Origin of the sequence: Azohydromonas lata NBRC 102462, from assembly GCF_001571085.1 — a bacterium.
GTDB classification, from domain to species: Bacteria; Pseudomonadota; Gammaproteobacteria; order Burkholderiales; family Burkholderiaceae_C; genus Azohydromonas; species Azohydromonas lata.
Map to the genome: position 1 here is coordinate 60,962 of NZ_BCTC01000009.1, position 23,689 is coordinate 84,650.

22 protein-coding genes are annotated in these 23,689 nt (G+C 70.1%); 9 read left to right on the plus strand and 13 right to left on the minus strand.

What is annotated here, in order from left to right; genetic code table 11:
* The 6 genes from ALA01S_RS05465 (at position 1) to ALA01S_RS05490 (ending at position 5,555) form a co-directional block, all read left to right on the plus strand.
* Positions 1-402, plus strand: coding sequence for an STAS domain-containing protein (locus ALA01S_RS05465; RefSeq protein WP_066333160.1), 402 nt, complete (start codon positions 1-3; stop codon positions 400-402).
* On the plus strand, positions 386-784 hold the full coding sequence (locus ALA01S_RS05470; protein WP_084267248.1) for an ATP-binding protein: 399 nt from the start codon (positions 386-388) through the stop codon (positions 782-784). The genes ALA01S_RS05465 and ALA01S_RS05470 overlap by 17 nt, the downstream gene beginning before the upstream one ends.
* A 43-nt stretch (positions 785-827) precedes the next feature.
* Positions 828-1,838 carry a SpoIIE family protein phosphatase gene (locus ALA01S_RS05475; protein WP_066333166.1) on the plus strand — a complete coding sequence of 337 codons (1,011 nt, stop codon included), beginning with the start codon at positions 828-830 and terminating at the stop codon, positions 1,836-1,838.
* Positions 1,835-3,592 (plus strand): ATP-binding protein, encoded by a 1,758-nt coding sequence (locus ALA01S_RS05480; protein ID WP_066333169.1) that lies wholly within the window; start codon positions 1,835-1,837, stop codon positions 3,590-3,592. The genes ALA01S_RS05475 and ALA01S_RS05480 overlap by 4 nt, the downstream gene beginning before the upstream one ends.
* Entirely contained in the window at positions 3,589-5,265 is a 1,677-nt protein-coding gene (locus ALA01S_RS05485; protein WP_066333172.1) for a response regulator, read from the plus strand. Before ALA01S_RS05480 ends, ALA01S_RS05485 begins: the two co-directional genes overlap by 4 nt.
* Positions 5,266-5,348: 83 nt before the next feature.
* A complete protein-coding gene (locus ALA01S_RS05490) occupies positions 5,349-5,555 on the plus strand; it encodes a DUF3079 domain-containing protein (protein ID WP_066333262.1) in 207 nt (68 codons plus the stop codon).
* A 30-nt stretch (positions 5,556-5,585) separates the two neighbouring features.
* Here ALA01S_RS05490 and ALA01S_RS05495 read toward each other — a convergent pair whose 3' ends face one another.
* From ALA01S_RS05495 to ALA01S_RS05525, 7 genes are read right to left on the minus strand one after another with little or no spacing between them, the layout of a single operon-like run.
* Complete coding sequence (locus ALA01S_RS05495; protein ID WP_066333175.1) at positions 5,586-6,698, minus strand: porin; 1,113 nt, start codon at positions 6,696-6,698, stop codon at positions 5,586-5,588.
* A 14-nt stretch (positions 6,699-6,712) separates the two neighbouring features.
* Entirely contained in the window at positions 6,713-7,684 is a 972-nt protein-coding gene (locus tag ALA01S_RS05500) for a Bug family tripartite tricarboxylate transporter substrate binding protein (RefSeq protein WP_066333178.1), read from the minus strand.
* A 34-nt stretch (positions 7,685-7,718) separates the two neighbouring features.
* A complete protein-coding gene (locus ALA01S_RS05505) occupies positions 7,719-8,810 on the minus strand; it encodes a CobW family GTP-binding protein (protein WP_066333180.1) in 1,092 nt (363 codons plus the stop codon).
* A 5-nt stretch (positions 8,811-8,815) separates the two neighbouring features.
* A complete protein-coding gene (locus tag ALA01S_RS05510) occupies positions 8,816-9,184 on the minus strand; it encodes a hypothetical protein (protein ID WP_066333264.1) in 369 nt (122 codons plus the stop codon).
* A gap of 8 nt (positions 9,185-9,192) precedes the next feature.
* Positions 9,193-10,980, minus strand: a complete 1,788-nt coding sequence (locus ALA01S_RS05515) for a hydantoinase B/oxoprolinase family protein (RefSeq protein WP_157118783.1) — start codon at positions 10,978-10,980, stop codon at positions 9,193-9,195.
* Positions 10,981-11,012: 32 nt separating this feature from the next.
* Positions 11,013-13,088, minus strand: coding sequence for a hydantoinase/oxoprolinase family protein (locus tag ALA01S_RS05520; protein WP_066333192.1), 2,076 nt, complete (start codon positions 13,086-13,088; stop codon positions 11,013-11,015).
* Positions 13,089-13,117: 29 nt separating this feature from the next.
* Positions 13,118-13,969 (minus strand): fumarylacetoacetate hydrolase family protein, encoded by an 852-nt coding sequence (locus ALA01S_RS05525; protein WP_066333195.1) that lies wholly within the window; start codon positions 13,967-13,969, stop codon positions 13,118-13,120.
* A gap of 156 nt (positions 13,970-14,125) precedes the next feature.
* Here ALA01S_RS05525 and ALA01S_RS05530 point away from each other — a divergent pair, with 156 nt between their 5' ends.
* Positions 14,126-15,124, plus strand: a complete 999-nt coding sequence (locus tag ALA01S_RS05530) for a LysR family transcriptional regulator (protein WP_084267249.1) — start codon at positions 14,126-14,128, stop codon at positions 15,122-15,124.
* Between the two features lie 97 nt (positions 15,125-15,221).
* Positions 15,222-16,154, plus strand: coding sequence for a LysR family transcriptional regulator (locus ALA01S_RS05535; protein ID WP_066333199.1), 933 nt, complete (start codon positions 15,222-15,224; stop codon positions 16,152-16,154).
* Positions 16,155-16,164: 10 nt separating this feature from the next.
* Here ALA01S_RS05535 and ALA01S_RS05540 read toward each other — a convergent pair whose 3' ends face one another.
* Together ALA01S_RS05540 and ALA01S_RS05545 are read right to left on the minus strand one after the other, a co-directional pair.
* Entirely contained in the window at positions 16,165-16,914 is a 750-nt protein-coding gene (locus ALA01S_RS05540; RefSeq protein WP_066333201.1) for a sulfite exporter TauE/SafE family protein, read from the minus strand.
* A gap of 22 nt (positions 16,915-16,936) precedes the next feature.
* Positions 16,937-18,379, minus strand: a complete 1,443-nt coding sequence (locus ALA01S_RS05545) for an aminotransferase-like domain-containing protein (protein ID WP_066333204.1) — start codon at positions 18,377-18,379, stop codon at positions 16,937-16,939.
* 84 nt (positions 18,380-18,463) lie between these two features.
* Here ALA01S_RS05545 and ALA01S_RS05550 point away from each other — a divergent pair, with 84 nt between their 5' ends.
* Positions 18,464-19,327, plus strand: coding sequence for a DMT family transporter (locus ALA01S_RS05550; RefSeq protein WP_066333206.1), 864 nt, complete (start codon positions 18,464-18,466; stop codon positions 19,325-19,327).
* A 38-nt stretch (positions 19,328-19,365) separates the two neighbouring features.
* Here the strand turns inward: ALA01S_RS05550 and ALA01S_RS05555 are convergent, their stop codons facing one another.
* The 4 genes from ALA01S_RS05555 to ALA01S_RS05575 form a co-directional block, all read right to left on the minus strand.
* Positions 19,366-20,103, minus strand: a complete 738-nt coding sequence (locus ALA01S_RS05555; protein ID WP_066333208.1) for an SDR family NAD(P)-dependent oxidoreductase — start codon at positions 20,101-20,103, stop codon at positions 19,366-19,368.
* A 2-nt stretch (positions 20,104-20,105) separates the two neighbouring features.
* The gene (locus ALA01S_RS05560) at positions 20,106-21,404 is read right to left on the minus strand and encodes a family 1 glycosylhydrolase (protein ID WP_084267250.1); all 1,299 of its coding nucleotides are present in this window, start codon (positions 21,402-21,404) and stop codon (positions 20,106-20,108) included.
* A 256-nt stretch (positions 21,405-21,660) separates the two neighbouring features.
* Positions 21,661-22,299: a glutathione S-transferase family protein gene (locus tag ALA01S_RS05565; RefSeq protein WP_066333210.1), complete on the minus strand. Its 639-nt coding sequence runs from the start codon at positions 22,297-22,299 to the stop codon at positions 21,661-21,663.
* 536 nt (positions 22,300-22,835) lie between these two features.
* Positions 22,836-23,678, minus strand: coding sequence for a M48 family metallopeptidase (locus tag ALA01S_RS05575; protein ID WP_066333214.1), 843 nt, complete (start codon positions 23,676-23,678; stop codon positions 22,836-22,838).
* Positions 23,679-23,689: the final 11 nt, after the last annotated feature.

The window sequence follows — 23,689 nt, forward strand, 5'->3', positions numbered from 1 at the left end:
ATGGAGCGCATTCCAATACTGAAGCTCGGCAACGTGCTGCTGGTCACCATCCAGGTGGACATGCACGACGAGCTGGCCTCCGCGCTGGAGGAGGACCTCACCCAGCGCATCGTCGCCGTGGGCGCGCGCGGCGTGCTCATAGACATCTCGGCGCTGGAGATCGTGGACAGCTTCATGGGCCGCATGCTGGACAACATCGCCTCGGTGTCGCGCATCCTGGATGCGGACACGGTGGTGGTGGGCATGCGCCCGGCCGTGGCCATCACGCTGGTGGAGCTGGGCCTGTCCCTGCACGGCGTGAAGACCGCGCTCAACGTGGACAAGGGGCTGGCGCTGATCGCCACGTCCGCCCGCCACGCCTGGCGCGGTGCCGGCGACGAAGATGATGACGGCAGTGACTGACCGCCTCGACATCCGAAGCTCCGAGGACGTGGTGAGGGTGCGCCAGCGCGTGCGCGCGCTCGCCGTGGAGGCGGGGCTGAGCCTGGTGGACCAGACCAAGATCGTCACCGCCGCCAGCGAGCTCGCGCGCAACACGCTGGACTACGGCGGCGGCGGCGCGGTGAGCGTGGAGCTCGTCACGGTCCCGCGGCGCGGCGTGCGGCTGTGCTTCGAGGACCAGGGCCAGGGCATCCCCGACATCAACGCCGCGCTGCGCGACGGGTTCACCACCGGCGGCGGCCTGGGGCTGGGGCTGGGCGGGGCCAAGCGGCTGTCCAGCGAGTTCGCCATCGAATCCACGCCCGGCCAGGGCACGCGCGTGACCATCGCGCGCTTCAAGTAAGCCGACGCGCACAAAGGCGCACAAGGCGCAAAAGGCGGATTGCATGTTCGAAGTGATGGTCAACGACTCCAGCGCGGTGGCCGAGGCGCGCCGGCGTGCCGTGGCCGCCGGCGCGGCGCTGGGTTTCGACGAGGTGCGTGCCGGGCAACTGGCCATCGTCGCCACGGAGCTGGGCACCAACCTCATCAAGCACGGCGGCGGCGGGCGGCTGCTGGTGGGCTGCGGCAGCGACCACATCGACCTCCTGGCCCTGGACAAGGGCCCGGGCATGGCCGACGTGCCGCGCTGCCTGGCCGACGGCTATTCCTCCGCCGGCACCGCCGGCAACGGCCTGGGTGCCGTGCGCCGGCTGGCCCAGGCATTTCACGTCGCCTCCTGGCCGGCCAAGGGCACGGTGGTGATGGCCTGCCTTTCGCGCAAGGGGGAAAGCGCCTGCGAGCCGCGGCAGGAGGATGCCGTGGGCGGCGTGTGCATCGCCAAGCCCGGTGAGCAGGCCTGCGGCGACGCCTGGGCCGCGCACGATGCGGCCGACGGCTGCCGCATCGTGTTCATGGTCGATGGCCTGGGCCACGGCACCGAGGCGGCCGTGGCCGCCAACGAGGCCGTGGCGCAGTTCCAGCGCAGCCGCCACGAGCCGCCCGCGCAGATCATCCAGGCCGTGCACCAGGCGCTGCGCCACACGCGCGGCGGCGCCGTGGCCGTGGCGCGCATGGACCCGGCCAGCGGCACGGTGGCCTTCGCCGGGCTGGGCAACATCGCCGCCAGCGTCGTCGTCCCCGGGGGCGCCGCGCGGCGCATGGTCTCGCACAACGGCACGGCCGGACACAACGCGCGAAAAATCCAGGCGTTTGATTACCCCTGCGCGCCGGGCGGCGTGCTGGTCATGCATTCGGACGGCCTGTCCAGCGGCTGGTCGCTGGACGCCTACCCCGGCCTGGCCCGCATGCACCCGCTGCTGGGAGCCGCCGTGCTCTACCGCGACTTCGCGCGCGGGCGCGACGACGCGACGGCGGTGCTGGCGCGCATGCCCGTCGTGAAGGGAGCCCTGCCATGAACCGAACGCTGGCGCGGCTGTCCGTGGCCGCCGCCGCCGACGTGGTGCTGGCGCGCCAGGGAGCGCACCGCGTGGCCGAGCGGCTCGGGCTGGACCGCCAGGCGCAGACGCGCATCGCCACCGCCGTCTCCGAGATCGCGCGCAACGCCTTCGCCCACGCCGGCGGCGGCGAGGTGGAGTACGCCGTGGACGCCCCGGCGCAGCCGCAGCACCTGTGCGTGACGGTGTCGGACCAGGGCCGCGGCATCGACGACCTGGAGGCGCTGCTCTCCGGTGCCCGCAGCTTCGCCCCGGGCCGCGGCACGGGGTTGCCCAGCGCGCGGCGGCTGGTGGATCGCTTCGAGATCGAGTCCACGCCCGCGGGCACCACGGTGCGGCTGTGGCAGCGCATTCCGCGCGCGGCCGGGGCGCGGCTCACGGCGGCGGCGCTGCAGTCCATAGGCGCGGGCCTGGGCGGTGCGCGCGCGGACCCGCTGGTGGTGCTGCACGAGCAGAACCAGGAGCTGATCGAGAGCCTCACGGACCTGCAGGAGCGCCAGGTCGAGACGCAGCGCCTCAACCGCGAGCTGGAGGAGACCAACCGCGGCGTGGTGGCGCTGTATTCGGAGCTGGACCAGAAGGCCGAGCAGTTGCGCAGCGCCAGCGACATGAAGTCGCGCTTTCTCTCGCACATGAGCCACGAGTTCCGCACGCCGCTGAACTCCATCCTGGCGCTCTCAAGGCTGCTGACGGACGGCGTGGACGGCGAGCTCAACAGCGAGCAGCAGCGCCAGGTGGAGTACATCCGCCGCTCGGCCCAGGGGCTGCTGGACATGGTCAACGACCTGCTGGACCTGGCCAAGGTCGAGGCCGGCAAGCTCGACATCCGCGCCGCCGACTTCACCGTGGACGCGCTGTTTGCCGGGCTGCGCGGCTCGCTCAAGCCGCTGCTGGTCAACCCGGCGGTGGACCTGTTCTTCGACGACCCGGCCGGCCTGCCGGTGCTGCATGCCGACGAGGCCAAGGTCGCGCAGGTGCTGCGCAACCTGATCTCCAACGCCCTGAAATTCACGCAGCAGGGCCAGGTGCGCGTGGCCGTGCGGCACGACGCCACGGCCGCGCGCATGGTGTTCACGGTGCGGGACACGGGCATAGGCATCGCGCCGCAGCACCAGCAGTACGTGTTCGAGGAGTTCAAGCAGGTCGAGGGCGTGCTGCAGCGCGGCGGCACGGGCTTGGGGCTGCCGCTGTCGCGCCGCCTGGCGCAGCTCATGGGCGGGGACGTGACGCTGCTGGAGAGCGCCGTGGGCGCGGGCTCCGCCTTCGAGCTGTTCCTGCCCGTGCGCTACGGGCAGTTTGCCGCCACCTCTTCGCAGGGGCAGGGCACGCCGGATGCTGCGCAGCTGGTGGTGATCGATGACGAAGAAGCATTCCGGTACGTCATCCGCCACATCGCGCAGGACGCGGGTCTGCGCGTGCTGGAGGCGGGCGACGGTGAGGTGGGGTTGCAACTGGTGCGCGACAGCCGCCCCGACCTGGTGATCCTGGACCTTCACATGCCCAGGCTGGACGGCTTCGGCGTGCTGCAAGCCCTGGCCGGCGACGAGCACTTGCGCGCAACGCCGGTGGTGGTGTGCACTTCGCAGTCGCTGTCGCTGGACCAGAAGCGCGCGCTGGCCGCGGCCTACGCCATCGTTCCCAAGCACGATGTCTCGCGCGAAGGGCTGACCACGCTCATCCAGGACATCGTCAGTCAAGGCAGGAGGACCGCATGACCGCCAACAGCAGCCCTGCCGCCTCCGTGGGCGGCAACGCACGGGCCACCATCCTCAACGTCGACGACACCGAGGCCGCGCGCTACGCCAAGAGCCGCAGCCTGCGCCATGCGGGCTTTGACGTGGCCGACGCCGTCAGCGGCCGCGACGCGCTGGCGCAGATGGAGGCACGGCGCCCGGCGCTGGTGCTGCTGGACGTGAGGCTGCCGGACATCGACGGCATCGAGGTGTGCCGCCAGATCAAGCAGCGCTGGCCGACGACCATGGTGCTGCAGACCTCGGCCACCTTCACCAGCGCCGCGGACCGCGCGCGGGGCCTGGAAGGCGGTGCCGACTCCTACCTGATACAGCCCATAGACCCGGACGAGCTGGTCGCGGCCGTGCGGGCGCTGCTGCGGCTGCATGACGCCGAAAGCAGCACGCGCCAGCTCAACGAGACGCTGGAGCGCCGCATCGAGGAGCGCACCCGCGCGCTGCACCAGGCCAACGTGCGGCTGCTGGAGCAGATCGCGCAGCGCGAACGCGCCGAGGCCGTGCTGGTGCAGTCGCAGAAGATGGAAGCCATTGGCCAGCTCACCGGCACCATGGCGCACGACTTCAACAACATCCTGGCGTCCATGGTGGGCTACATCCACCTGGTGCAGCGCATGGCGGGCGACGCCAAGATCAGCGCGCTGCTGGACAAGGCGCTGGCCGCCGCCGAGCGCGGCAAGCAGCTCACGCTGCGGCTGCTGGCGTTTTCGCGCAGCAACGACCTCGTGACCGGCCCCACCGACGTGCGCACGCTGCTGCTGGGCATGCGCGACTGGCTCAGGCAGGCGGTGGAGAGCGCCATCGCGCTGGACATCGCCGTGCAGGAGGGTGGCGAGCTGGTTGCCGTGACCGATGCCAACCAGTTGGAGCTGGCGCTGCTGAACCTGGTGCTCAACGCCAAGGACGCGATGCCCGCGGGCGGCAGCATCCACATCGACGCCCGCGCGCGCGAGCTGGGCGAGGCCGATGGCGATCTCCCGGCCGGCGCCTACGTCGTCATCACGGTGGCCGACACCGGTGTGGGCATGCCCGCGGAGGTGCTGGCCAAGGCCTTCGACCCGTTCTTCACCACCAAGCCCGTTGGGCGGGGCACGGGCCTTGGGCTGGCGCAGGTGGCCAACGTGGCGCGGCTGTCGCGCGGCGGGGCGCGCCTTGCCAGCGAGCCGGGGCAGGGCACGCAGGTGTCGCTGTGGCTGGCCGCGGGCAGCGGGGCGGCGTTGGGCGCGCTGGCCGAGCGGGAGATGCCGCTGAACCTGGCCGGGCGGGGCGAGCGAATCCTGGTGGTGGACGACGAGCCCGACATCCGCCGCACCATGGCCGAGCTGCTGCGCGGCAACGGCTACGAGGTGCTGAGTGCGGCCGAGGGCGGCGCGGCGCTCACGGCCTACGCGGATTTCAATCCGCAAGTGGTGCTGCTGGACCTTGGGCTGCCCGGCATGAGCGGCATAGAGGTCGCGCGGCGGCTGCGCGCGCTGCAGCCGGAGCTGCCCATCGTCTTCGTGAGCGGCCACGCCGAGCGCGAGCTGCTGTGGACGGCCGTGCCCGGCGTGCGGCTGCTGCGCAAACCCTTCCAGAGCGAGGGGCTGTACGCGGAGGTGCGGCGCTGCCTGGACGACAGCGCCGGCGCGGCAGGGGACTGAAGGCGTTGCGCGGCCCGGTGCTTGTATGCCCGCGCTTGAACTACTTCAAGGCGGGCTGGGCCGCTGGGGGCTTCAATGCCGACATGGCCAAGAAATTCCCGATAGCGCCCGCCAACCCGCACCGCGTGTGCTGGGGCTGCGACAAGTACTGCCCGTCCGACGCCATGGCTTGCGGCAACGGCTCCGTGCGCTCGCCGCACCCGGCTGAGCTGTTTGGCGAGGATTGGGCGACCTGGGGGCTGGACGCCCAGGAAGAGGCCGACGCCCAAACGGCAGCACCGGCCTCCTGAGCTACCTCTTGAGCTGACCGCGCAGCCGCGTCAGAAGTCGTGGCGCAGGCCCAGCTCGTAGGCCGTGGAGCGCTGCCCACCGAAGTAGTTGGCCGCCGCGGGGTTGCCGCTGACGGCCGGGCCACCTGCCACGGCGAAGCTCGCCGCGCCATCATTGGAGATGCGCGAGGCGTGCGCATACAGCGCCGTGCGCTTGGACAGGTTGTAGACGTAGCCCGCGCCTATCAGGTGGGCGTCGTTGGCGCTTTGGGCGGCGGTGGCGCCCTTTTGGTCCAGGCGCAGGTAGGTCAGCTTGACGAAGCCCGGGCCGGCAGGAATCTGCGCCGCCAGCAGCGTGTTGACGCTGCGGTCCGGCCCAAACACCCAGCGCCGCTGGGCCAGGCTCAGCCGCGCGAAGCCAAAGTCGTAGCCCGCGCCGTAGACCTGGTCCTTGAAGTTCTCGCCGCCGGTGGCGTTGCTGGTCGTGAACTGGGCCGCGCCCACGTCCAGGCCCTTGCCGGCCCAGCCGAGGCGAAAGCCGCGGCCCTTGGTGGAGCCCGCCGCCGTGGTGCCGCGCTCGTCGAGCGTGACGACCAACTGGCCGTAGAAGCCACCCAGGCCGCCGGGCAGGAAATACTCGATCGCATTGCTCACCCGCAGTGTCGGGTTGGCCTGCTGAGCGTCGGGCAAGGCGCCAAAAGCCTGGCCCAGCGCCCGCGAGGCCGCGAAGTTGCGGAAGCTGTTGGCCCCGGCAATGCCCAGCGTGGAGAAGGGGTCCAGCGAGGTCCAGACAAGGTGCGTCGGCACCCAGTCGCGGCCCAGGCGCAGCTCGCCCAGGGTCTTGCTCGCGACGCTCACCGTGGAGCGCCGGTCCCACAGTTGGCCTGCGGGCGTGGCGGCGCCGGCCTGGCCGGTATCGCCCAGGATGGTGGCGTCGAGGTAAAAGCCGGCGCTCAGGCCGTTGCCCAACTCTTCGTTGCCGCGAATGATGAGCTTGCTGGTCGTGTTGTTGCCGCTGACTTCCGAGGTGTTGGAGCCCAGCGACCCGTTCTTCACATGGCGCACGCCCACATCCATGGTGCCGCCTAGGGTGACCGACGACTGCGCGATGGCGGCCACGCAGGCCGCGCCCAGGCCCGCGGCCCAAATGGTTTGCTTGAACATGTCCCTTGTCTCCTTTATTCAGGCTTGAAGCCCGCTCCCTTGAGCAACTCGGCGCTTTGCGCCACGTCGCTGGCGATGTAGCGCTTGAACTGCTCGATGCTTTCGGTCACGGGCTCGACCCCGAGCTTGGCGAAGGCGCCGGACTTGCCGAGCTCGCCCACCGCGGTGTTGATCGCGGCATGGAGCGCGGCGACGCGCTCGGCCGGCGTTTCCTTGGGGGCCCAGACGCCGTACCAGGTGACGACGTTGAAGTTGGGCACGCCGGCTTCCTGCACCGTGGGCACGGCGGGCGCGAGCTCGCTGCGTTTGATCGAGCTGATGGCAATCGGCTTGACCTTGCCTGCCTTGGCCAGCGGCAGCAGCGAGATCATCGAGTCGAACTGCAGGTTGACGTGGCCGCCGGCCACGTCGGCCAATGCCGGCTGCGTGCCCTTGTAGGGCACGTAGGTGAACTTGACGTTGCCCTGCTTGGCCAGCAGCAGCGTGGCCAGGTGGCTGGCCGCGCCGGCGGCGGGAATGGCCGCCATCCACTTCTCGGGCTGCTGTCTCGCGGCGGCCAGCACGTCGCCGAGCTTGTCCTGCGGCAGTTGCGGCGAGATCACCAGCATCAGCGGCGCCTCGCCCACGCGGGCCACCGGCGCGAAGTCGGTTTGCGGGTCATAGGGCGCATTGCTCATCACCTGCTTGGCCAGCACGTGCGTGGAGGCCGAGAACAGCAGCGTGTAGCCGTCGGCCGGCGCCATCTGCACCGCCTTGCCGCCCACGGTGCCGTTGGCGCCGGCGCGGTTGTCCACGATCACCGTCACGCCCAATTGCTTGCGCAACTGCTCGCCGAGCAGGCGCGCCGCGTTGTCCACGCCGCCACCGGCGGCAAAGGGCACGACCACGCGGATGGTCTTGCCGCTCTCCGGGAACTTCTGTGCCTCGGCCCAGGCCGGCGCGACGAGCAGGGCCAGTCCTGCCGCGAGAAAACTCTGCAGCCTCATCTTGTCTCCTACGGGTTGTTGGGGGTTTTAGGAATCAGGGTGCGGAGCGCCGGTTCCTCATGTGGCGCCGCACGAGCACGTCCAGCGTCTGCCCCAGCGCCTCGGCATCCAGGCCACGCGTGATGAACACGATGCGCGTGCGCCGGTCGGTGCCGGGCCAGGCCGGCAGCGACGTGGGCGGATGGAACAGGTGCTGCACGCCGTGGATCACGAGCGGTTGCTCGGGCTGCTCCGCCAGGTGCACGAGGCCCTTGACGCGCAGCAGGTCCTCACCGCGGCTGGCCACGATCAGGTCCATCCAGGCGAAGAAGGCCTCGCGCGGCAGCGGTTCGTCGCGCACCAGCACGAACGACGCAATGCCGTCGCGGTGCCGCGGCGCCTGGTCAGTCGGGATGGCCGGGTTGACAGGCCTGTAGAACGGCGTCTCGGCCCGCGCATCCGCCTGCGCCGCAGCGGCCGACAAGGCGTCCTGGCGTTGCATCAGGTCGCGCAGGGCCACGGGCAGCCGTTCGCGGTCAAGGTGCAGGGTGGCGTTGGCGTTGAGGGACTGCAGCCGCTCCAGCAGCGCCGGCGCGGGCGGACCGTCGAGCAGGTCCAGCTTGGTCAGCAGCAGCGCATCGGCCACTGCCACCTGCTGCACCGATTCGGGATGCGCGTCCAGCGTGCCCATGCCGAGCACCGCATCCACCGTGCAGGCCACGCCGGCCACGGCGAAGCGCGGCCGCACGGCGGGGTCGCCCATGAGCGTGCGCAGGATGGGGCCCGGGTCGGCCAAGCCGCTGGTCTCGATCAGCACCTGCCGCAGCGGTGCACCCGCGATCTCGTCCTGCTCGGAAAGACGCGTCAGCGCCTCGACCAGGTCGCCGCGCAGGGCGCAGCACAGGCAGCCGTTGGGCAGCAGGATGGTGTCGTCGCTGGCCTGGGCGATGAGGTCCTGGTCGATGCCCACCGTGCCGAACTCGTTGACGATGACGGCCGTGCCCTGCAGGTCCGGCAGCTTGAGCAGCCGGTTGAGCAGCGTGGTCTTGCCGCTGCCCAGGAAGCCGGTGAGCACCGTGACGGGCACGCGCTCGCCGCTCTCCTCGTGGGCCGCGGCGGCCAGCAGCGAAGTGAAATGCCCGCTCATCGCCTTCAGCCCTGGCCCTTGGGGCCGTGCAGCTCGGCAAAGGAGCGCAGCGTGCGCTCCAGCCGCGGCAGCAGCCAGGCCGCCACCTCGCCGGGCAGCCGCTCCTGCTGCATGTCGTGCAGCAGGGCCAGCAGCGGCTGCGAGGGTTGCGGCGCCGCCTGCAGCGCCTGGAAGAAGGCGACCACCGCCGCCACGTCGCAGCGCAGGCCGGCGTCCTCCAGGTAGCCGACGATGTCGAGCTCGAAGTCCTCCAGCCGCAGGCTCACGCCGCCCACGCCGCAGGCGCAGCCCGAGCCCAGCACCACGTGGTGGGCCGAGAGCCGGCTCCAGAGATCCAGCAGCGCGTCGGCCCGGTGCGCGAGGTCGTCGGCCACGGCGGTGCTCACTGGCCGGCCCAGGCGAGGTCGTCGGCGGCGCCACCGGCGCCGGCAGGGCCTGCCTTGCGCAGCGCGAGCGTTGCGTCGGCATCCACCTTGCCCTTGGGATCGAGGACCACCTTGTAGACCTCGCGCGCCACCTGTTCGCTCACGTAGCCTTCGCGCACGTCCTCGGCCACCTGGTCGAGCTCGCGATCCAGCGGGTTGCCGAAGCCGCCGCCGCCGCCCGAGAGCATCTTGTAGGCGTCGCCGCGCTCCAGGCGCACGTTGAAGATCTTGGCGTTGGGGTGGTCGGTCTTCCACTCGCCCTTGTGGCGCACGGCCAGGCCGTTGCCCATGGCGTCGCCGCCGCCTTCCAGGCCCCAGGGCTTGCAGTGCACACGATCGATGCGGGTGGTGACGGTGAAGGGCGAGAGCGCCTGCACCACCATCTCCGCGCCCAGGCCGCCGCGGTACTGGCCCGCGCCGCCGCTGTCCTTGCGGATCTCGTACTTTTCCACCAGCACCGGGTACTTGGCTTCGAGCTGCTCGGTGGGGCTGTTGTGGGTGTCGCCGTCGTTGATGCACACCGTCACCGACACGCCGTCCTCCTTGGACTTCGCACCCCAGCCGCCGCCAAGAGGCCCGATGCCCACGATGAACAGGCGCCCGTCTTCCGGCGAGATGCCGTGGATGTTGGGGAACACCAGGTCGGCGTGGTGGCCGGCGATGGAGCGGTCGGGGATGGCGGGCGCCAGCGCCTTGAAGATGGTGTCGATCACCGTCATCGGGAAGGTCATCCACACCCGCATCGGGTAGGGGCGCTCGGCGCTGATGACGGTGCCCATGGGCATGACCACCTTCAGCGGCCGGAACGAGCCGTCGTTGACCGGGTAATCGGTCGGCGTGGTCAGGCACTTGTAGGCCACCTGCGCGCAGGCGATGCCGGTCGTGAAGCCCGAGTTGTAGAAGCCGCGAACCTGCTTGCTCACGTCGGAGAGGTCCACCGTCATTTCGTCGCCCTGGACGGTGACCTTCACGCGGATGGGGATGCGCTTGCCGATGTCCAGGCCGTCGTCGTCCATGAAGGACTCGGCCTCGTAGGTGCCGTCGGGAATGGACAGCGTGTTCTTGCGTGCCAGCGCCTCGGAGGCGTCCATGATCTGGCGGATCGAGCCATTGACGGCATCCGCGCCGTAGCGCTGCAGCAGCTCCACGTAGCGGCGCTCGCCAGTGGTGATGGCCGTGATCTGCGCGCGCAGGTCGCCCAGGGCGCGCTCGGCCAGGCGCACGTTCATCGCGATGATGTCGATGAGGTCCTGGTTGACCACGCCCTCGCGCTGGTACTTCATGATGGGGATTTGTATCCCCTCGCTGAAGATGTCGGTGGTCACGTTGCCCAGTGTGCCGCCCACGTCCAGCCAGTGCGCCATGCAGCAGGTGAAGCCCTCCAGCTTGCCTTCATGGAACACCGGCATGGTGAACGTGAAGTGGTTCAGGTGGCTGCCGGTGGTGTAGGCGTCGTTGGTGACCAGGATGTCGCCGGGCTTGATGTTGTCGTAGCCGAAGTGGCGGATCTTGGCCTTGACGGTCTCCGACATGCCGCGGATGAACATGGGCAGGCCCAGGCCGATGGAGACGGTGTCGCCCTCCTTGGTGAACAGGCCCACCGTGAAGTCCAGGGCCTCGTAGATGATGAGGTTGTAGGCCGTGCGGGTCAGGTTGGTCTTCATCTCCTCCGTCACGGCGTAGAGGCCGTTGCGGATGATCTCGACGGTGACCGGATCGACGGTCGCGGCGGCGGTGGTGGCCATGGTGTTGGTGCCCGTGGTGGTGGCGGTGCTCATCAGCGGTCGCTCCCGATGGAGATTTGCAGGTTGCCGAGCTCATCGACGCGCAGCTCGTCGCCGGGCTGCACGACCGTGGTGGAGGCGTGCTCCTCGATCAGCGCCGGGCCGGCGATGACGTTGCCCGCGCGCAAGTGGTCGCGCACGTAGACGGGCGTGTCGGCCCAGCCGCCCAAGCGGAAGTACACCGGCTTGACGGCACGGATGGCGCTCTTCTCCGGCGTGGCGCTGCCCGCCTCGACGCTGTGCTTGGGCGGCTTCTTCATGGTGCCCAGCACCGTGACGCGCAGGCTCACCAGGTCGGCCGGCTCCTTGGGCGCCGAGGTGCCGTAGCGCACCTTGTGCAGCTCGTCGAACTGCTGCTTGATGGCCGAGCGGTCCTTGGACTCGAAGAAGGCCATGGGCAGGTCCACCGTCACGGCGTGCTCCTGGCCGACGTAGCGCATGTCGGCCGCGCGCTCGATGACGACACCGTCAGGCTTGACGCCGGACTGCGCCAGCGCGGCACGCCCTTCGTCCTCCATCTTCTTGTAGGCCGCCTCGATCTCGTCGAACGAGACGTCGTTGAGCTTGCGGAAGACCGAGCGCACGTAGTCGTAGCGCAGGTCCGAGAACAGCATGCCGTAGGCCGAGAAGTAGCCCGGCGCATAAGGAATGAGCACCTTGCGGATGCCGATCTCGCGCGCAATGGCCGAGGCGTGCAGCGGGCCGGCGCCGCCGTACACCACCATGGTGAAGCTGCCGGCGTCCAGGCCGCGCTCGGTGGTCACGGCCTTCACGGCGTGCGACATCTGCGTCACGGCGATGCGCAGGATGCCGTCGGCGGCCTCCGTCGGGTCCAGGCCCAGCGGCTTGGCGATGCGCTCGCGCATCTGCTTCTGGCAGCCGTCGAGGTCGAGCTTGAGCTCGCCGCCCAGGAAGTGCTCGGCGTCCAGGCGGCCCAGCAGCAGGTTGGCGTCGGTCACGGTGGGCTCGGTGCCGCCGCGGCCGTAGGCCACGGGGCCGGGGATGGAGCCTGCGCTTTGCGGACCCACGCGCAGCGCATTGCCGGTCTCGACGCGGGCGATGGAGCCGCCGCCGGTGCCGACCTCGTGGATATCCATCATCGGGATCTGGATGGGCAGCGCGCGCTCGTAGCCGCCGATGAGCGCCGAGCCGGTGGTCAGCGGCCGCCCCTCGCTGATCACGCCGGCCTTGGCCGTCGTGCCGCCCATGTCGAAGGCGATGGCGTCGCCCATGCCCAGCTGCGCGCAGATGGCCTGCGCGCCGATCACGCCGGCCGCGGGGCCGGACTCCAGCATGCGCACGCAACCGACCTTGGCATGCTCCACCGGGAAGAGGCCGCCGGTGGACTGCACGATGTAGAAGTCGCCGTCGAACCCTTTGCTGCCCAGGTGGTTCTCCAACTGGCCCAGGTACTCGGACACGCGCGGGCCGACGTAGGCGTTGGCCACCGCGGTGGAGACGCGCTCGAACTCGCGGTACTCCTGCGACAGCTCGTGCGAGGCGCACACGAAGGCGCCGGGGATCTCCTCCTGGATGATCTGCTTCACCCGCTGCTCGTGAGCCGGGTTGCGGTAGGAGTGCAGCAGCAGCACGGCCACGGCCTCCACGCCCTCGCCCTTGAGCTCGCGGGCCAGCTCGCGCACGGCGGCTTCGTCCAGCGGCTTGTGGGTGCTGCCGTCGGCACGCAGCCGCTCGGCCACCTCGAAGCGCAGCGAGCGCTTGACCAGCGGCGTGTGCTTGTTGAAGAACAGGTTGTAGGCGTCGGGGCGGTTGACGCGGCCGATCTCGTAGATGTCGCGGAAGCCCTCGGTGATCAGCAGCGCGGTCCTGGCGCCGTTGCGCTCCAGCAGCGTGTTGATGGCGATGGTCGAGCCGTGCAGGAACAGGTGGCCGTCGCGCCAGTCGATGTCGGCGCTGTCTATGGTGGCCTGGATGCCCTTGACGAGCTCGCCGTGCGTGGACAGGGCCTTGCCGAAGAGCAGCTTGCCGCTGGCCTCGTCGAAGGCCGCCATGTCGGTGAAGGTGCCGCCGATGTCGACGGCGATGCGCAGTTGGGGTTTGTTTGCCATGGTGATGATCCGGGAGTGCGGACGCTGCGTCAGGCCGCCGTGCCGACGGGGTTGCGGAGGGTGCCCAGGCCGGTGATCTCGACCTCCACCACGTCGCCGTCCTTCATGTAGAGCGGCGGGGTGCGCTTGTCGCCCACGCCGCCGGGCGTGCCGGTGGCGATCACGTCGCCGGGGGACAGCGGCGTGAAGCGCGAGAGGTATTCGATGACCACGGGAATGGTGAAGATCAGGTCCGACAGCGAGGCCTGCTGCACCACTTCGCCGTTCAGGCGCGTCTGCAGCGTGAGCTGGTTGACGTCGGCAACTTCATCGGCCGTCACCATGTGCGGGCCGAAGGCGCCGGTGCCGGGGAAGTTCTTGCCCGGCGTCCATTGGTGCGTGTGGCGCTGCCAGTCACGCACGGAGCCGTCGTTGAAGCAGGCGTAGCCGGCGATGTGGCTGAAGGCGTCGGCCTGCGCGATGTGGCGGCCGCCCTTGCCGATGACGATGGCCAGCTCGCCCTCGTAGTCAAAGCGCTCGGAGAAGGGCGGGCGCAGCATCGTGTCGCCCGCGGCGATCAGGCTGTCTGCGAAGCGCACGAAGATGGCCGGGTAGTCGGCGTCAGGGCGCTTCATCTCGGCCACGTGGGTCTTGTAGTTCAGGCCCACGCAAAAGATCTTGCCCGGCGCCGGGATCACCGGCAGCGCCTGTACGGCCTGCGTCGGCACCGGCGTGCCGCCGCTGCGCACCGCGGCCTCCAGCTCAGCGAGCGCGCCGGCGCGCAGCACCGAGGCCAGGTCGGGAAAGCGGCTCAGGAAGTCGGCTGCGGGAACGAGGTACTGGTCGCCCTGGACCACGCCGTAAGCGGCGCGACCTTGGTGGGTGAAGCTGGCGAGTTTCAAAAGCGGCTCCTCTTGTGGATCGCTGGGTTTCGCGCCGGGGTGGGAGGGGCGCTGTCAGCGTATGGAGCGGACTGTAGAAACCGGCCTGATTTCCGCCTAGATAGAATTCACAGGATTCAGATTTGCCTTATCAGGCATGGATCATAGGGGTAAACCATGAATCTCGCCAGTGTCCGGCTGTTCCTGGAGGTGGCCGAGGCCGGCAGCATCAGCAAGGTGGCTGCACGGCGGCAGACGGTGCAGTCGCACATCAGCCGCCAGGTCAGCGACTTCGAGGCCCAGTGCGGCAGCCCGCTGTTCCGGCGCACCGGCCGTGGCGTGACCTTGACCGAGTTCGGCGAGTACACGGCCAAGCGGCTGCGCCACTGGCTGCAGGACACCGAGCAGCTCATGGACGAGCTGCGGGCGGACGCCGGCAAAGTGGTCGGCGAAGTGCAGTTGGGCATCGTGCCCACGGCGGCCCACCCGCTCATGACGAGCCTGTTCCAGCGGCTGCAGGCCGAGCATCCCGGTATCCGGCTCAACATCCGCGAGGCGCAGGGCACGGAGCTGGACGCCATGCTCGACAGCGGCACCGTGGACCTGGCCATCCTGTTCCGCTTCCAGCGGCCGAGCGGGCGCGAGGAAAAGCTGCTGTGCGTGGCGCACACCTACGTGGTGTCGGCCCCGGGCGACGCGCTCACCAGCGAGCCCACGGTGGACTTTGCAAGGCTGGCGGGCTTGCGGCTCGTCCTGCCTCGCCGTCCCGGCCACTGGCGCCACGCCCTGGACGAGACGGCGCGCAGCCTGGGCTTCAAGTTGAACGCCGTGGTGGAGGCGGACTCCCTGACCGTGCAGAAGGAGCTCGTCATCCACACGCCCGGGCTGTACTCGGTGCTTGGGCCGTACTCGCTGAAGGCGGAGCTTGAGCGCGGCGAGCTGCAGGTGAGCCGGCTGGTCAAGCCGGACCTGGTTCGCCACGTCACCTTGGGATTTCCCAGGCAGGGCAAGCTGTCGCCCGCGTCGCGCATCGTGGCCGAGACCGTGCAGCAGCTGGTGGCGTCCTGGGGCAACCAGTTGATAGAGCCCTCGGCGGACTTCGCCGTGGATGAACGGCTGTCCACGCCGCCGCCGGCTGCCCGCTCGCGTCGCCCGCCCCGAAGTGGCGTGGCTTGATCCTGAAGCTCGTTGAAAGGTGGAGCGCCGTGTGTCCGGCCAGGGGCGTTCGGAATAGAGTGCGAAAAATGGACTTGTTTTCCGGAACGACCGAACGATGCTGAAGCTCGATGGACTGGCCAGTTTCGTGGTGGTGGCCGAGGCGGGCTCCATCAGCGAGGCGGCGCGGCGGCTGGGGCTGTCGAAGTCAGTGGTCAGCGAAAGGCTGGCCGAAGTGGAGCGCACCCTGGGCGCCCCGCTGCTGCATCGCACCACCCGCAAGCTCAGCCTGACCGAGGACGGGGCGGCCTTCCTGGAGCGGGCCGCACGCATCGTGCGCGAAGTGGAAGAAGCCACGGCCGACATGGCGCAGCGGCGCGGCACCCTCTCCGGCCCCTTGCGGGTCTCGGCGCCGGTCACCTTTGGCCGCATGCATCTCGGCCCCGCGCTCTATCCCTTCCTGGCGCAGCACCCGGAGCTGGAGCTGACGCTGGAGCTCGATGACCGGCGCGTCGATGCCGCCGCCGACAGCTTCGATGCCGTGGTGCGCCACGGCGCGCTGCAGGACTCGCGGCTGGTGGCCTGGGAGCTGGCGCCGAGCCGGCGCCTGCTGGTGGCCGCCCCCGCCTACCTGGAGCGCCACGGCACGCCCGGCTCGCCGCAGGAGTTGCAGCGCCACCGCGGCATCTTCTACGTCAACCGTGGCGCGGCGGACTGGCGCCTGGAAGGTTCGCAGGGCGTGCAGGTGGTGCGCGCCGGCGTGGGCCTGCGCGTCAACAACGGCGACGTCATGCGCGACGCGGCCGTGGCCGGGATGGGCATCGCATTGCTGCCCACCTTCATTGCCGGCGACGCGATCCGCAGCGGCGCCCTGCGCGTGATCGACGTGGGCCTGCGGGCCGCGGCCGAGTCCATCTACGTGGCCCATCCGGAAGGGCGGCGCACCTCGGCCAAGCTGCGCGCCTTCGTGCAGTGCCTGCAGAAGACCTTCGGCACGCCGCCCTACTGGGAGGCGCTCATCCCGCCGTGCGGCGCGGGCGGCGAAGGGTGAGCGCGCCAGCTCAGCGCCGCCACAGTACCGGCAGCGCCGAGGCCAGCAGCGCGATGCCCGCCAGCGTCAGCAGCACCATCACGACGCGCCGGAACGCCGCTTCGCTCAGGCCCACGTAGACCCGCGCGCCCAGCAGCACGGGCACCAGCACGGCGGCCGCGACGAGCGCCAGCATCGGCAGCATGCGCAGCGTGACCATGCCTCCGCCCACGTAGCTGGCGAAGGTCACGGCCAGCATGCCGAGGTTGAAGTTCTGGATCACGGCGCGTTGGGCGTCCTTGTCGAAGCCGCGCAGCGTGCACCACAGCGTCGGAATCGCGCCCGTGAAGCCGCCCAGGGCACCCAGCAGCCCGCCGAGCGCACCGGCCGCGCCGTCGCCCAGCCGGCCGCCGGCCTCTATGCGCGGCAGCCGCGTGCCCACCAGCATCAAGGGGCACCAGGTGACCAGCAGCGTCCCCAGCAGCGCCTTGAACAGCGCAACGTCCAGCCGCGGCAGCAGCCACAGCCCCAACGGCAGGCCCAGCAGGCCGCCGATGACGAAAGGCGCCAGCCGCCGCCCGTCAAAGCCGCGGCGCACGGTCACCGCCGCGATCACCTGGCCGGTCAGCCCGCCGAACACGGCCAGCACCGCGGCCAGGCGCGGCTCCACCGTCCAGGCCCAAATGGACATGGACACCATGCCGAAGGCAAAGCCCGACAGGCCCTGCACGAAGCCGGCGAGCACGGCGCCGAGGGCGATCACGAAAACGGGGTACTCCATGCCGGGAGTTTGAGGCCCAGGCTCAGCCCGCTGGCCCGCGCGCGCTGCCCAGGGCCTTGCGCAGGAAGTTGAACAGCCGGTCGTCCAACGACTGTGCGGCGTTGAACCGCATGAATTCATGGGCCGACTGCGAGGGGCTGAACACGTTGCCGGGGGCCAGGATGATGCCCTGCGCCAGCGCGGCCTGTGACAGCGCGGCGGCGTCCGTGCCCGGCGGCAGCCTGCACCACAGGAAGAGGCCCGCCTTGGGCTGCAGCCAGGGCTCGATGCCCAGTTCCTGCAGCCGCGAGCCCACCTCCAGCATGGCGCGCGCGAGGCGCACGCGCAGCCCCTCCACGTGCTTGCGGTAGTGGCCGTCCCGGAGCACGTTGAGCACCAGGGCGGACGACAGGTGGCCGCTGCCGAAGCTGGTGGCGATCTTCAGGTCCACCAGGCCCTCCACCCAGTCGCGCCGCACGGCGACGAATCCCACCCGCGCCGCGGCGGACAGCGTCTTGGAGAAGCTGCCGACCTGCACCACGCGCTGCAGGCCGTCGAAGGCGGCCAGCCGCGGGGCGGGTTCGGTCTCCAGGTCGGCGAAGACCTCGTCCTCCACGATGGTCAGCCGGGCCTCGTCGGCGATCTTCAAGATTCGGTGCGCCGTCACCGGCGACAGCGTGGCGCCGGTGGGGTTGTGGATGGCCGCGTTGGTCAGGTACAGCCGCGGCGCATGCTCGGCCACGGCGCGGGCGAAGTGCTCCACGTCGGGGCCCGTGGGCGTGTGGGGGATGCCCACGATGCGGGCCCTGTGGGCGCGCAGGACCGCGAGGAAATTGAAGTAGCAGGGGTCGTCCACCAGCACCGTGTCGCCTGGATCGATCAGGAAGCGGCACACCAGGTCGATGGCCTGCGTGCCGGAGTCGGTGAGCAGCAACTGGTCGGCACTGGCCTCCACGCCGCGCTCGGCCAGCCGGCGCGCGAGCCACTGCCGCAGGGCCGGCAGGCCCTGCGGCGAGGCGTAGTCGGCCAGGGCGGCGTCGTCGGCGCGGGCCAGTTCCCGCAGGCCGCGGCGCAGCGCCTCCTGCGGCAGCCAGTGCGGCGGCAGCCAGCCGCAGCCCGGCGTGAGCATCCCGTCCTGGGCTTGCAGCGCCTGGCGCGACACCCAGAACGGATCGACCGCGCGGTCCAGCCGCGGGCCGATCTCGGCCATGGACAGCGGCGCCAGCGCCCCGGCCACGAAGAAGCCCGACCCGGGGCGCGAGCGGATCACGCCCTCCGCGCACAGGCGCTCGTAGGCCTCGACCACGGTGGACGTGGACAGTTGCATGGACGCGGCCAGCGCACGTATGGAGGGCAGCTTCTCGCCCGGCGTCAGGCTGCGCGCGGCGATGCGCCCGCGTATGGCCTGCATCACGTCGGCGATGCGGGTGCCGGCGCGCGTGGCGGTGGCCGCGTCCGCCTCAATCTGTATGGGATGGTGTGGCATAACAGTTTCTTCAAACCGTATGCCATTGTCCCTGGTGAGCGGGGCCCCTCGAAGCCATAAACGAGGCTGTTGAAGGAGCTTCGAGTGGAACGGACGACGCGTGGCTGGCTGAACGGCCTGGCAGGGGTGGTGATCTTCAGCGGCTCGCTGCCGGCGACGCGGCTGGCGGTGGGCGCTTTCGACCCGGTGTTTCTCACCGGCGCGCGGGCCGTGCTCGCCGCGCTGCTGGGCGGCGCCTTGCTGCTGGCGTGGCGGCAGCGCCGCCCGGCCGGGCAGGACCTCGTGCCGCTGGCGCTGGTGGCCTTGGGCTGCGTCGTCGCCTTTCCGCTGCTCACGGCCCTGGCCTTGCAGCACATCACCTCGGCGCACGCCATGGTGTTCATCGGCGCCTTGCCGCTGGCCACCGCCGTCTTCGCGGTGCTGCGCGGCGGGGAGCGGCCGCGCAGGGCCTTCTGGTTGTTCTCGATGCTGGGCAGCGGGCTGATCGCGGGCTATGCGCTGGTGCAGGGCGTTGACGCGGCCCCGGTGGGCGACGCGCTGATGCTGGCCGCCATCGTGGCCTGCGGGCTGGGTTATGCCGAGGGCGCGCGGCTGACGGCCCGCCTGGGCGGCTGGCAGGTGATTTCCTGGGCGCTGGTGCTGTCGCTGCCGGTGATGCTGCCCCTGGCCTGGCTCACGGCGCCGGCGTCGCTGGAAGGCATACGGGCGCCGGCGTGGTTGGGCCTGGGTTACGTGTCGGTGTTCAGCATGCTGGTGGGCTTCGTGTTCTGGTACCGGGGCCTGGCCCAGGGCGGCGTGGCCGCCGTGTCGCAGTTGCAGCTGCTGCAGCCCTTCTTCGGCCTCACGCTGGCCGCGCTGCTGCTGCACGAGCAGGTGACCTGGCTGATGCAGGTGGCCGCGGTGGCCGTCATAGGCTGCGTGGCCGGCGCGCGCAGGTTCGCGCGCTGACCCTTGCCGCGGGAGCGGGGGCGGGGGCGGGGGGGCTACTACAGGCGGTCCAGCCGCCCGCCGTCCACGCGCAGCGCCGCGCCCTGCACGAAGGCGGCGTCGTCGGAGGCGAGAAAGGCCACGGCCGCGGCGATGTCCTGCGGCCGGCCGACGTCGGCGCGGTTGACGGTCTCTATGCCCGCCTTCAGGTTCGGGTTGTCCCAGAGCATCGGCGTGTCCACGGCGCCGGGCAGGATGGCGTTGGCGCGGATGCCCCTGGCCTTGCCCTCGATGGCGGTGGAGCGCGTGAGCGACAGCAGCGCGGCCTTGGCCGCCGCGTAGGACGCCACCAGTGGCGTGGTCTCCTCGGCGTGGATGCTGGACACGTTGACGATGGCGCCGCCCGCGCGCATGTGCTCGAAGGCCTGCCGCGTGAAGAAGAAGGCGCCCATGAGGTCCACGTGCAGCACGCGCATCCAGTCCTCGGCCGTGTGCTCCTGCAGCGGCTTGAACACCATCAGCCCGGCGTTGTTGACCACGATGTCCAGCCGTCCCCAGCGCTGCAGCGCCGCCTGCACGGTGGCGGCCACCTGGTCTTCTTGTGCCACGTCGCAGGCGTGGGCCAGGGCGTCGGCCACGCCGTCGCCGCGCAACTGCTGCACGGCCGCCTCGGCCTTGGCGGCATCCAGGTCGGCGACGAGCACGCGCGCCCCGTCCTGGCCCAGGCGGCGGGCCACGGCCAGGCCGATGCCGCTGGCTGCGCCCGTAACGATGGCGACCTTGTCCTGGAAGCGCATGTTCAGCCTCCTTGCAGGTTGTGTGGTTCGGTGGGCGTGCGGGCCCCCGCGGCCGGCGCGTCCGCATGCTCGCCAGCGGCGCCGCAGGCCTGCGCGTAGTGCCGCGGCCGCACCACGGGCACGCGCAGGCACACGCTCTGGGTCGGCAGCACCTCGCGCCAGTCGGCGATGAGCTTCTGGTAGGCCTGGCCGACGGGCCGGATCTTGCGGTCCAGGTCGTACAGCCCAAGCGGGTTGGCGCGGCCGTTGACCTCGCGCAGCGCCGTGTCCCAGTCCACCTGGTCGGTGAGCGAATACCAGGTGAAGCCCAGGATGGGCACGCCGTCGTTGCGCAGCCGCAGCACGTTGGCCCATTCCTTCCACAGCCAGTAGACGGCCTCGTCGCCCTTGGCGCCCTGGGCGAGGTTGGTCTCGGTGTGCATGACCGGCAGGCGGTAGCGGTCGTAGTACTGCCGTGTGAGCTCGTCGTAGCCGAACACCTCGCCGGCCGCGGCGGTGCGGCCGTCCTCCCAGACGCGGTGCTCGTTGGTGACGTAGTAGTCGTTGCCCATGATGCAGTGGTGCTTGAGGGCCTGGCCGATGAAGAAGTGGTATTCCTCGCGCGTCATGCCGTTGTCCAGCAGGTACTCGTACATCTGCGAGTCCACACGGCGGCCGTAGTTGAGGTCCAGCGACAGGAAGCGGCGGGCATTGAGCACTTCCGCCGGGCCGATGGCCCGCGGGTTGTCGGCGTGGAAGTACTCGGACGATTCGCTCTGGATGAAGAGGGCATCCGGGCGCACGTCGAGGATGGCCCGCATGGCCAGCACGTTGGCCTTGACGACGTGCTTGAGCGCCGTGACGAAGGCGCGGTCGCTGCGCAGTTGCTCGTTCCACCAGCCGTAGGCGGCGGAGAACAGCGCGCAGATGAACATCTCGTTCACCGGCGTGTAGAGCTGCACCCACGGGAAGCGGCGGGCAAACGCGCTGGCGTAGCCCGCGAACAGCTCGGGGAAATCGGGGTTCTGGAAGTTGCCCAGCCAGTCCGGCACGCCGAAATGGCAGAGGTCCACGATGGGCACGATGTCCCGCGCCGCCAGGTCGTTGAAGGCCAGGTCCGCGAAGGACCAGTCGCAGCGCCCGGGGCCGAGCCAGGTGCGGTGTATGGGCGGCCCATAGCGCAGGAACCACAGGCCAAGCTCCTGCACGCAGTCGAAGTCCTGCTTCCAGCGCGCGTAGTGGCCGCAGGCGTCCATCTCGTCCCGGCGCGTGCGGCCGCCGTCTATGGTGGGACAGGAGTTTTCGATGCCTGTGGCAAACATGAAGGCCGGTCTCACGACGCATCCTTTTCCCCAGCATGCAGACCCGGGGCGACACCCGGGTGTCAGCAAGGAAGAGGCCCGCGTGGCGGGTGGCCGTCGCGATGCTGGCGTTTCGGCGGCTGCCGTCGCCGCCGCGTTTCAGCCTCGTTTAAGCGCAACGGCATCGGCCTTGCACCGGTGCCGTCGCGAGGCCGTTGCTTTCTGCAACTGTTGGCCCGGCCAGAAGGATTGGCCGACAGCGAATGGGAAGCGGGCCTCAGCCCTGCGCCCGCACGGCGTCCTCGCCGTGCGGCGCGGCGCGGAAGGCGGGCAGCGCCTCGGCCAGGTCGGACAGGGCGGCCAACGCCGGGCAGTCCGCGGGCGGCACCAGGCCCGGCAGGGCGCGCTGGGTGAAGTGCCAGAACACGGCAGTGCTGAGGGCGGGCTGCGGCAGCGTGTCGCCGTCCGCCTTGGGCGGGTGCTGCTGGAAATGCTGGTCCAGGGCGGCGTAGGCGGCGCGGACCTGCTCGGCGATGCGCCCGGCCCAGGGCTCGTGCTGCTTCTCCGGCGGGCGCAGGTTGCGCTCGTAGAACAGGGCGACGCTCTTGTCGCCCGCCGCCAGCGCCAGGCCCAGCACGTGCAGCGCCTGCTGGCGCGCCAGCAGGTCCGTGGGCATGAGGCTGCGCGGGTGGGCTAGGGATTCGGCGTAGTCCAGGATGAGCGTGGAGTCGGACAGCACCACGCCGTCCTCGCTCACCAGCGTGGGCACGCGCACGACGGGGTTGATCTTGCGGAACTCGTCGTAGTGGCGGAACACCGACAGCGGCCGGTGCTCGAAGCGCAGCCCAAGCATTTGCAGCGACACCGCCGTGCGGCGGACGTAGGGCGAATCCAGCATGCCCACGAGTTGAAGCATGGTCCTGTCCTTTCGATCGACTTGGGAGATGGGGCCAGCAATATAGGCCGGGCCGGGGCCCGTGGGCCTGCCGGTCATGAACCCGGCAATGCTGCACAAATCACAGCCCCTTGACGGTCCCGCACCGTGAGAAATACCGGCAAAACACCTTGCTGCAGATCAACAAACGGCCCAGATGGCCGAAGAGGCGGCACGGCGACGTCGGGACAGCCCGAGAAACAAGCGGGCCATGGACGTCGGAAAAAATCAGGGTGAATTTTGAAAGCAGTGGTTTTGTCGAAAAAGAGGAATGCGGTGTGGAATGAGGGATTCTTGGCCGGGCAGGTGGTGAACAGCGAGTGTCCTTATCCCGTGGGCTCGCCCATGGCCAAGGAGTGGATGCAGGGCTGGGGGGAAGGCATTCGGGCCCGGGGGAACACCGCGGCCGCGTCCATGAAAAGTGTCGGGACTGGGTTGAAGCGATTGATCAGGAAACTGGCGGGCCGGTGAATTGAAATGCCGCCGCGCGATGCGGCGGACCACTGCTCAGCGGCACCTCAGCGGGAAAGCGGCCGTCCCACCCGCGCCTCATACAGCGGCAGCACTTTGGGCACGTTGGCTTCCAGGGCGGCGATGCGGTTGGCGCTGTTGGGGTGGGTGCTGAAGAACTGCACGGGCTCCTGGCCGCCGGAGAGGCGCTGCATCTTTTTCCAGACCTGCGGCGCCTGGCGCGGGTCGTAGCCGGCGCGGGCCATGAGCTCCAGGCCCATGACGTCGGCTTCCAATTCCATGTCGCGCGAGAAGGGCAGGTGCAGGAAAAGCTGCGCCCCGGCATTGCCCAGGGTGCCGACGATGCCGGCGTTGTTGGGCGACGCGGCCGCCAAGCCTTCGACGACGGCGCCGGACACGGTTTGCTGGGAAACCTGCTCGCGCGAATGCTCGCGCAGCGCGTGGGCGATTTCATGGCCCATGACGGCGGCCAATTCGTCGTCGGTCAATTGCAGCTTGCGCACCAGGCCGGTGAAGACGCCGATTTTCCCGCCCGGGGCGCAAAAGGCATTGACCTCGTCCGAATCAAAAACATTGATTTCCCAGGCCCACTGCGCCGCATCGGGGCGGAATACCGGGGCCTCGCGTATGAGCCGGTTGCCTATGTCACGCACGCGGCGCGTGAGGGCCGGGTCGTTGTTGAGCTTGCCCTTGCTGCTGGCAGTGGAGGAGAGCTGCTTGAACCCCTGGGCGGCTTCGGCATTCACCGTCTCGGCCGGGACGATCAATAACTGCTGGCGCTGAATGCCCACGGCGCCGGGGGCCGTGCTGGTGGCGCAGGCAGTGAGAACGGAAGCGAAAGCCAGTGAAAGCAAGGACTGGACAAAGCGGCGAGTGGGCTTGGTTTTCATGGCAGGGCGGG

Excerpts from the sequence above, each read along its gene's own strand:
- ALA01S_RS05465 (WP_066333160.1), top strand. The coding sequence starts at position 1 with ATGGAGCGCATTCCAATACTGAAGCTCGGCAACGTGCTGCTGGTCACC.
- ALA01S_RS05470 (WP_084267248.1), top strand. The coding sequence starts at position 386 with ATGACGGCAGTGACTGACCGCCTCGACATCCGAAGCTCCGAGGACGTG.
- ALA01S_RS05475 (WP_066333166.1), top strand. The coding sequence starts at position 828 with ATGTTCGAAGTGATGGTCAACGACTCCAGCGCGGTGGCCGAGGCGCGC.
- ALA01S_RS05480 (WP_066333169.1), top strand. The coding sequence starts at position 1,835 with ATGAACCGAACGCTGGCGCGGCTGTCCGTGGCCGCCGCCGCCGACGTG.
- ALA01S_RS05485 (WP_066333172.1), top strand. The coding sequence starts at position 3,589 with ATGACCGCCAACAGCAGCCCTGCCGCCTCCGTGGGCGGCAACGCACGG.
- ALA01S_RS05490 (WP_066333262.1), top strand. The coding sequence starts at position 5,349 with ATGGCCAAGAAATTCCCGATAGCGCCCGCCAACCCGCACCGCGTGTGC.
- ALA01S_RS05495 (WP_066333175.1), bottom strand. The coding sequence starts at position 6,698 with ATGTTCAAGCAAACCATTTGGGCCGCGGGCCTGGGCGCGGCCTGCGTG.
- ALA01S_RS05500 (WP_066333178.1), bottom strand. The coding sequence starts at position 7,684 with ATGAGGCTGCAGAGTTTTCTCGCGGCAGGACTGGCCCTGCTCGTCGCG.
- ALA01S_RS05505 (WP_066333180.1), bottom strand. The coding sequence starts at position 8,810 with ATGAGCGGGCATTTCACTTCGCTGCTGGCCGCCGCGGCCCACGAGGAG.
- ALA01S_RS05515 (WP_157118783.1), bottom strand. The coding sequence starts at position 10,980 with ATGGCCACCACCGCCGCCGCGACCGTCGATCCGGTCACCGTCGAGATC.
- ALA01S_RS05520 (WP_066333192.1), bottom strand. The coding sequence starts at position 13,088 with ATGGCAAACAAACCCCAACTGCGCATCGCCGTCGACATCGGCGGCACC.
- ALA01S_RS05530 (WP_084267249.1), top strand. The coding sequence starts at position 14,126 with ATGAATCTCGCCAGTGTCCGGCTGTTCCTGGAGGTGGCCGAGGCCGGC.
- ALA01S_RS05535 (WP_066333199.1), top strand. The coding sequence starts at position 15,222 with ATGCTGAAGCTCGATGGACTGGCCAGTTTCGTGGTGGTGGCCGAGGCG.
- ALA01S_RS05540 (WP_066333201.1), bottom strand. The coding sequence starts at position 16,914 with ATGGAGTACCCCGTTTTCGTGATCGCCCTCGGCGCCGTGCTCGCCGGC.
- ALA01S_RS05545 (WP_066333204.1), bottom strand. The coding sequence starts at position 18,379 with ATGCCACACCATCCCATACAGATTGAGGCGGACGCGGCCACCGCCACG.
- ALA01S_RS05555 (WP_066333208.1), bottom strand. The coding sequence starts at position 20,103 with ATGCGCTTCCAGGACAAGGTCGCCATCGTTACGGGCGCAGCCAGCGGC.
- ALA01S_RS05560 (WP_084267250.1), bottom strand. The coding sequence starts at position 21,404 with ATGTTTGCCACAGGCATCGAAAACTCCTGTCCCACCATAGACGGCGGC.
- ALA01S_RS05565 (WP_066333210.1), bottom strand. The coding sequence starts at position 22,299 with ATGCTTCAACTCGTGGGCATGCTGGATTCGCCCTACGTCCGCCGCACG.
- ALA01S_RS05575 (WP_066333214.1), bottom strand. The coding sequence starts at position 23,678 with ATGAAAACCAAGCCCACTCGCCGCTTTGTCCAGTCCTTGCTTTCACTG.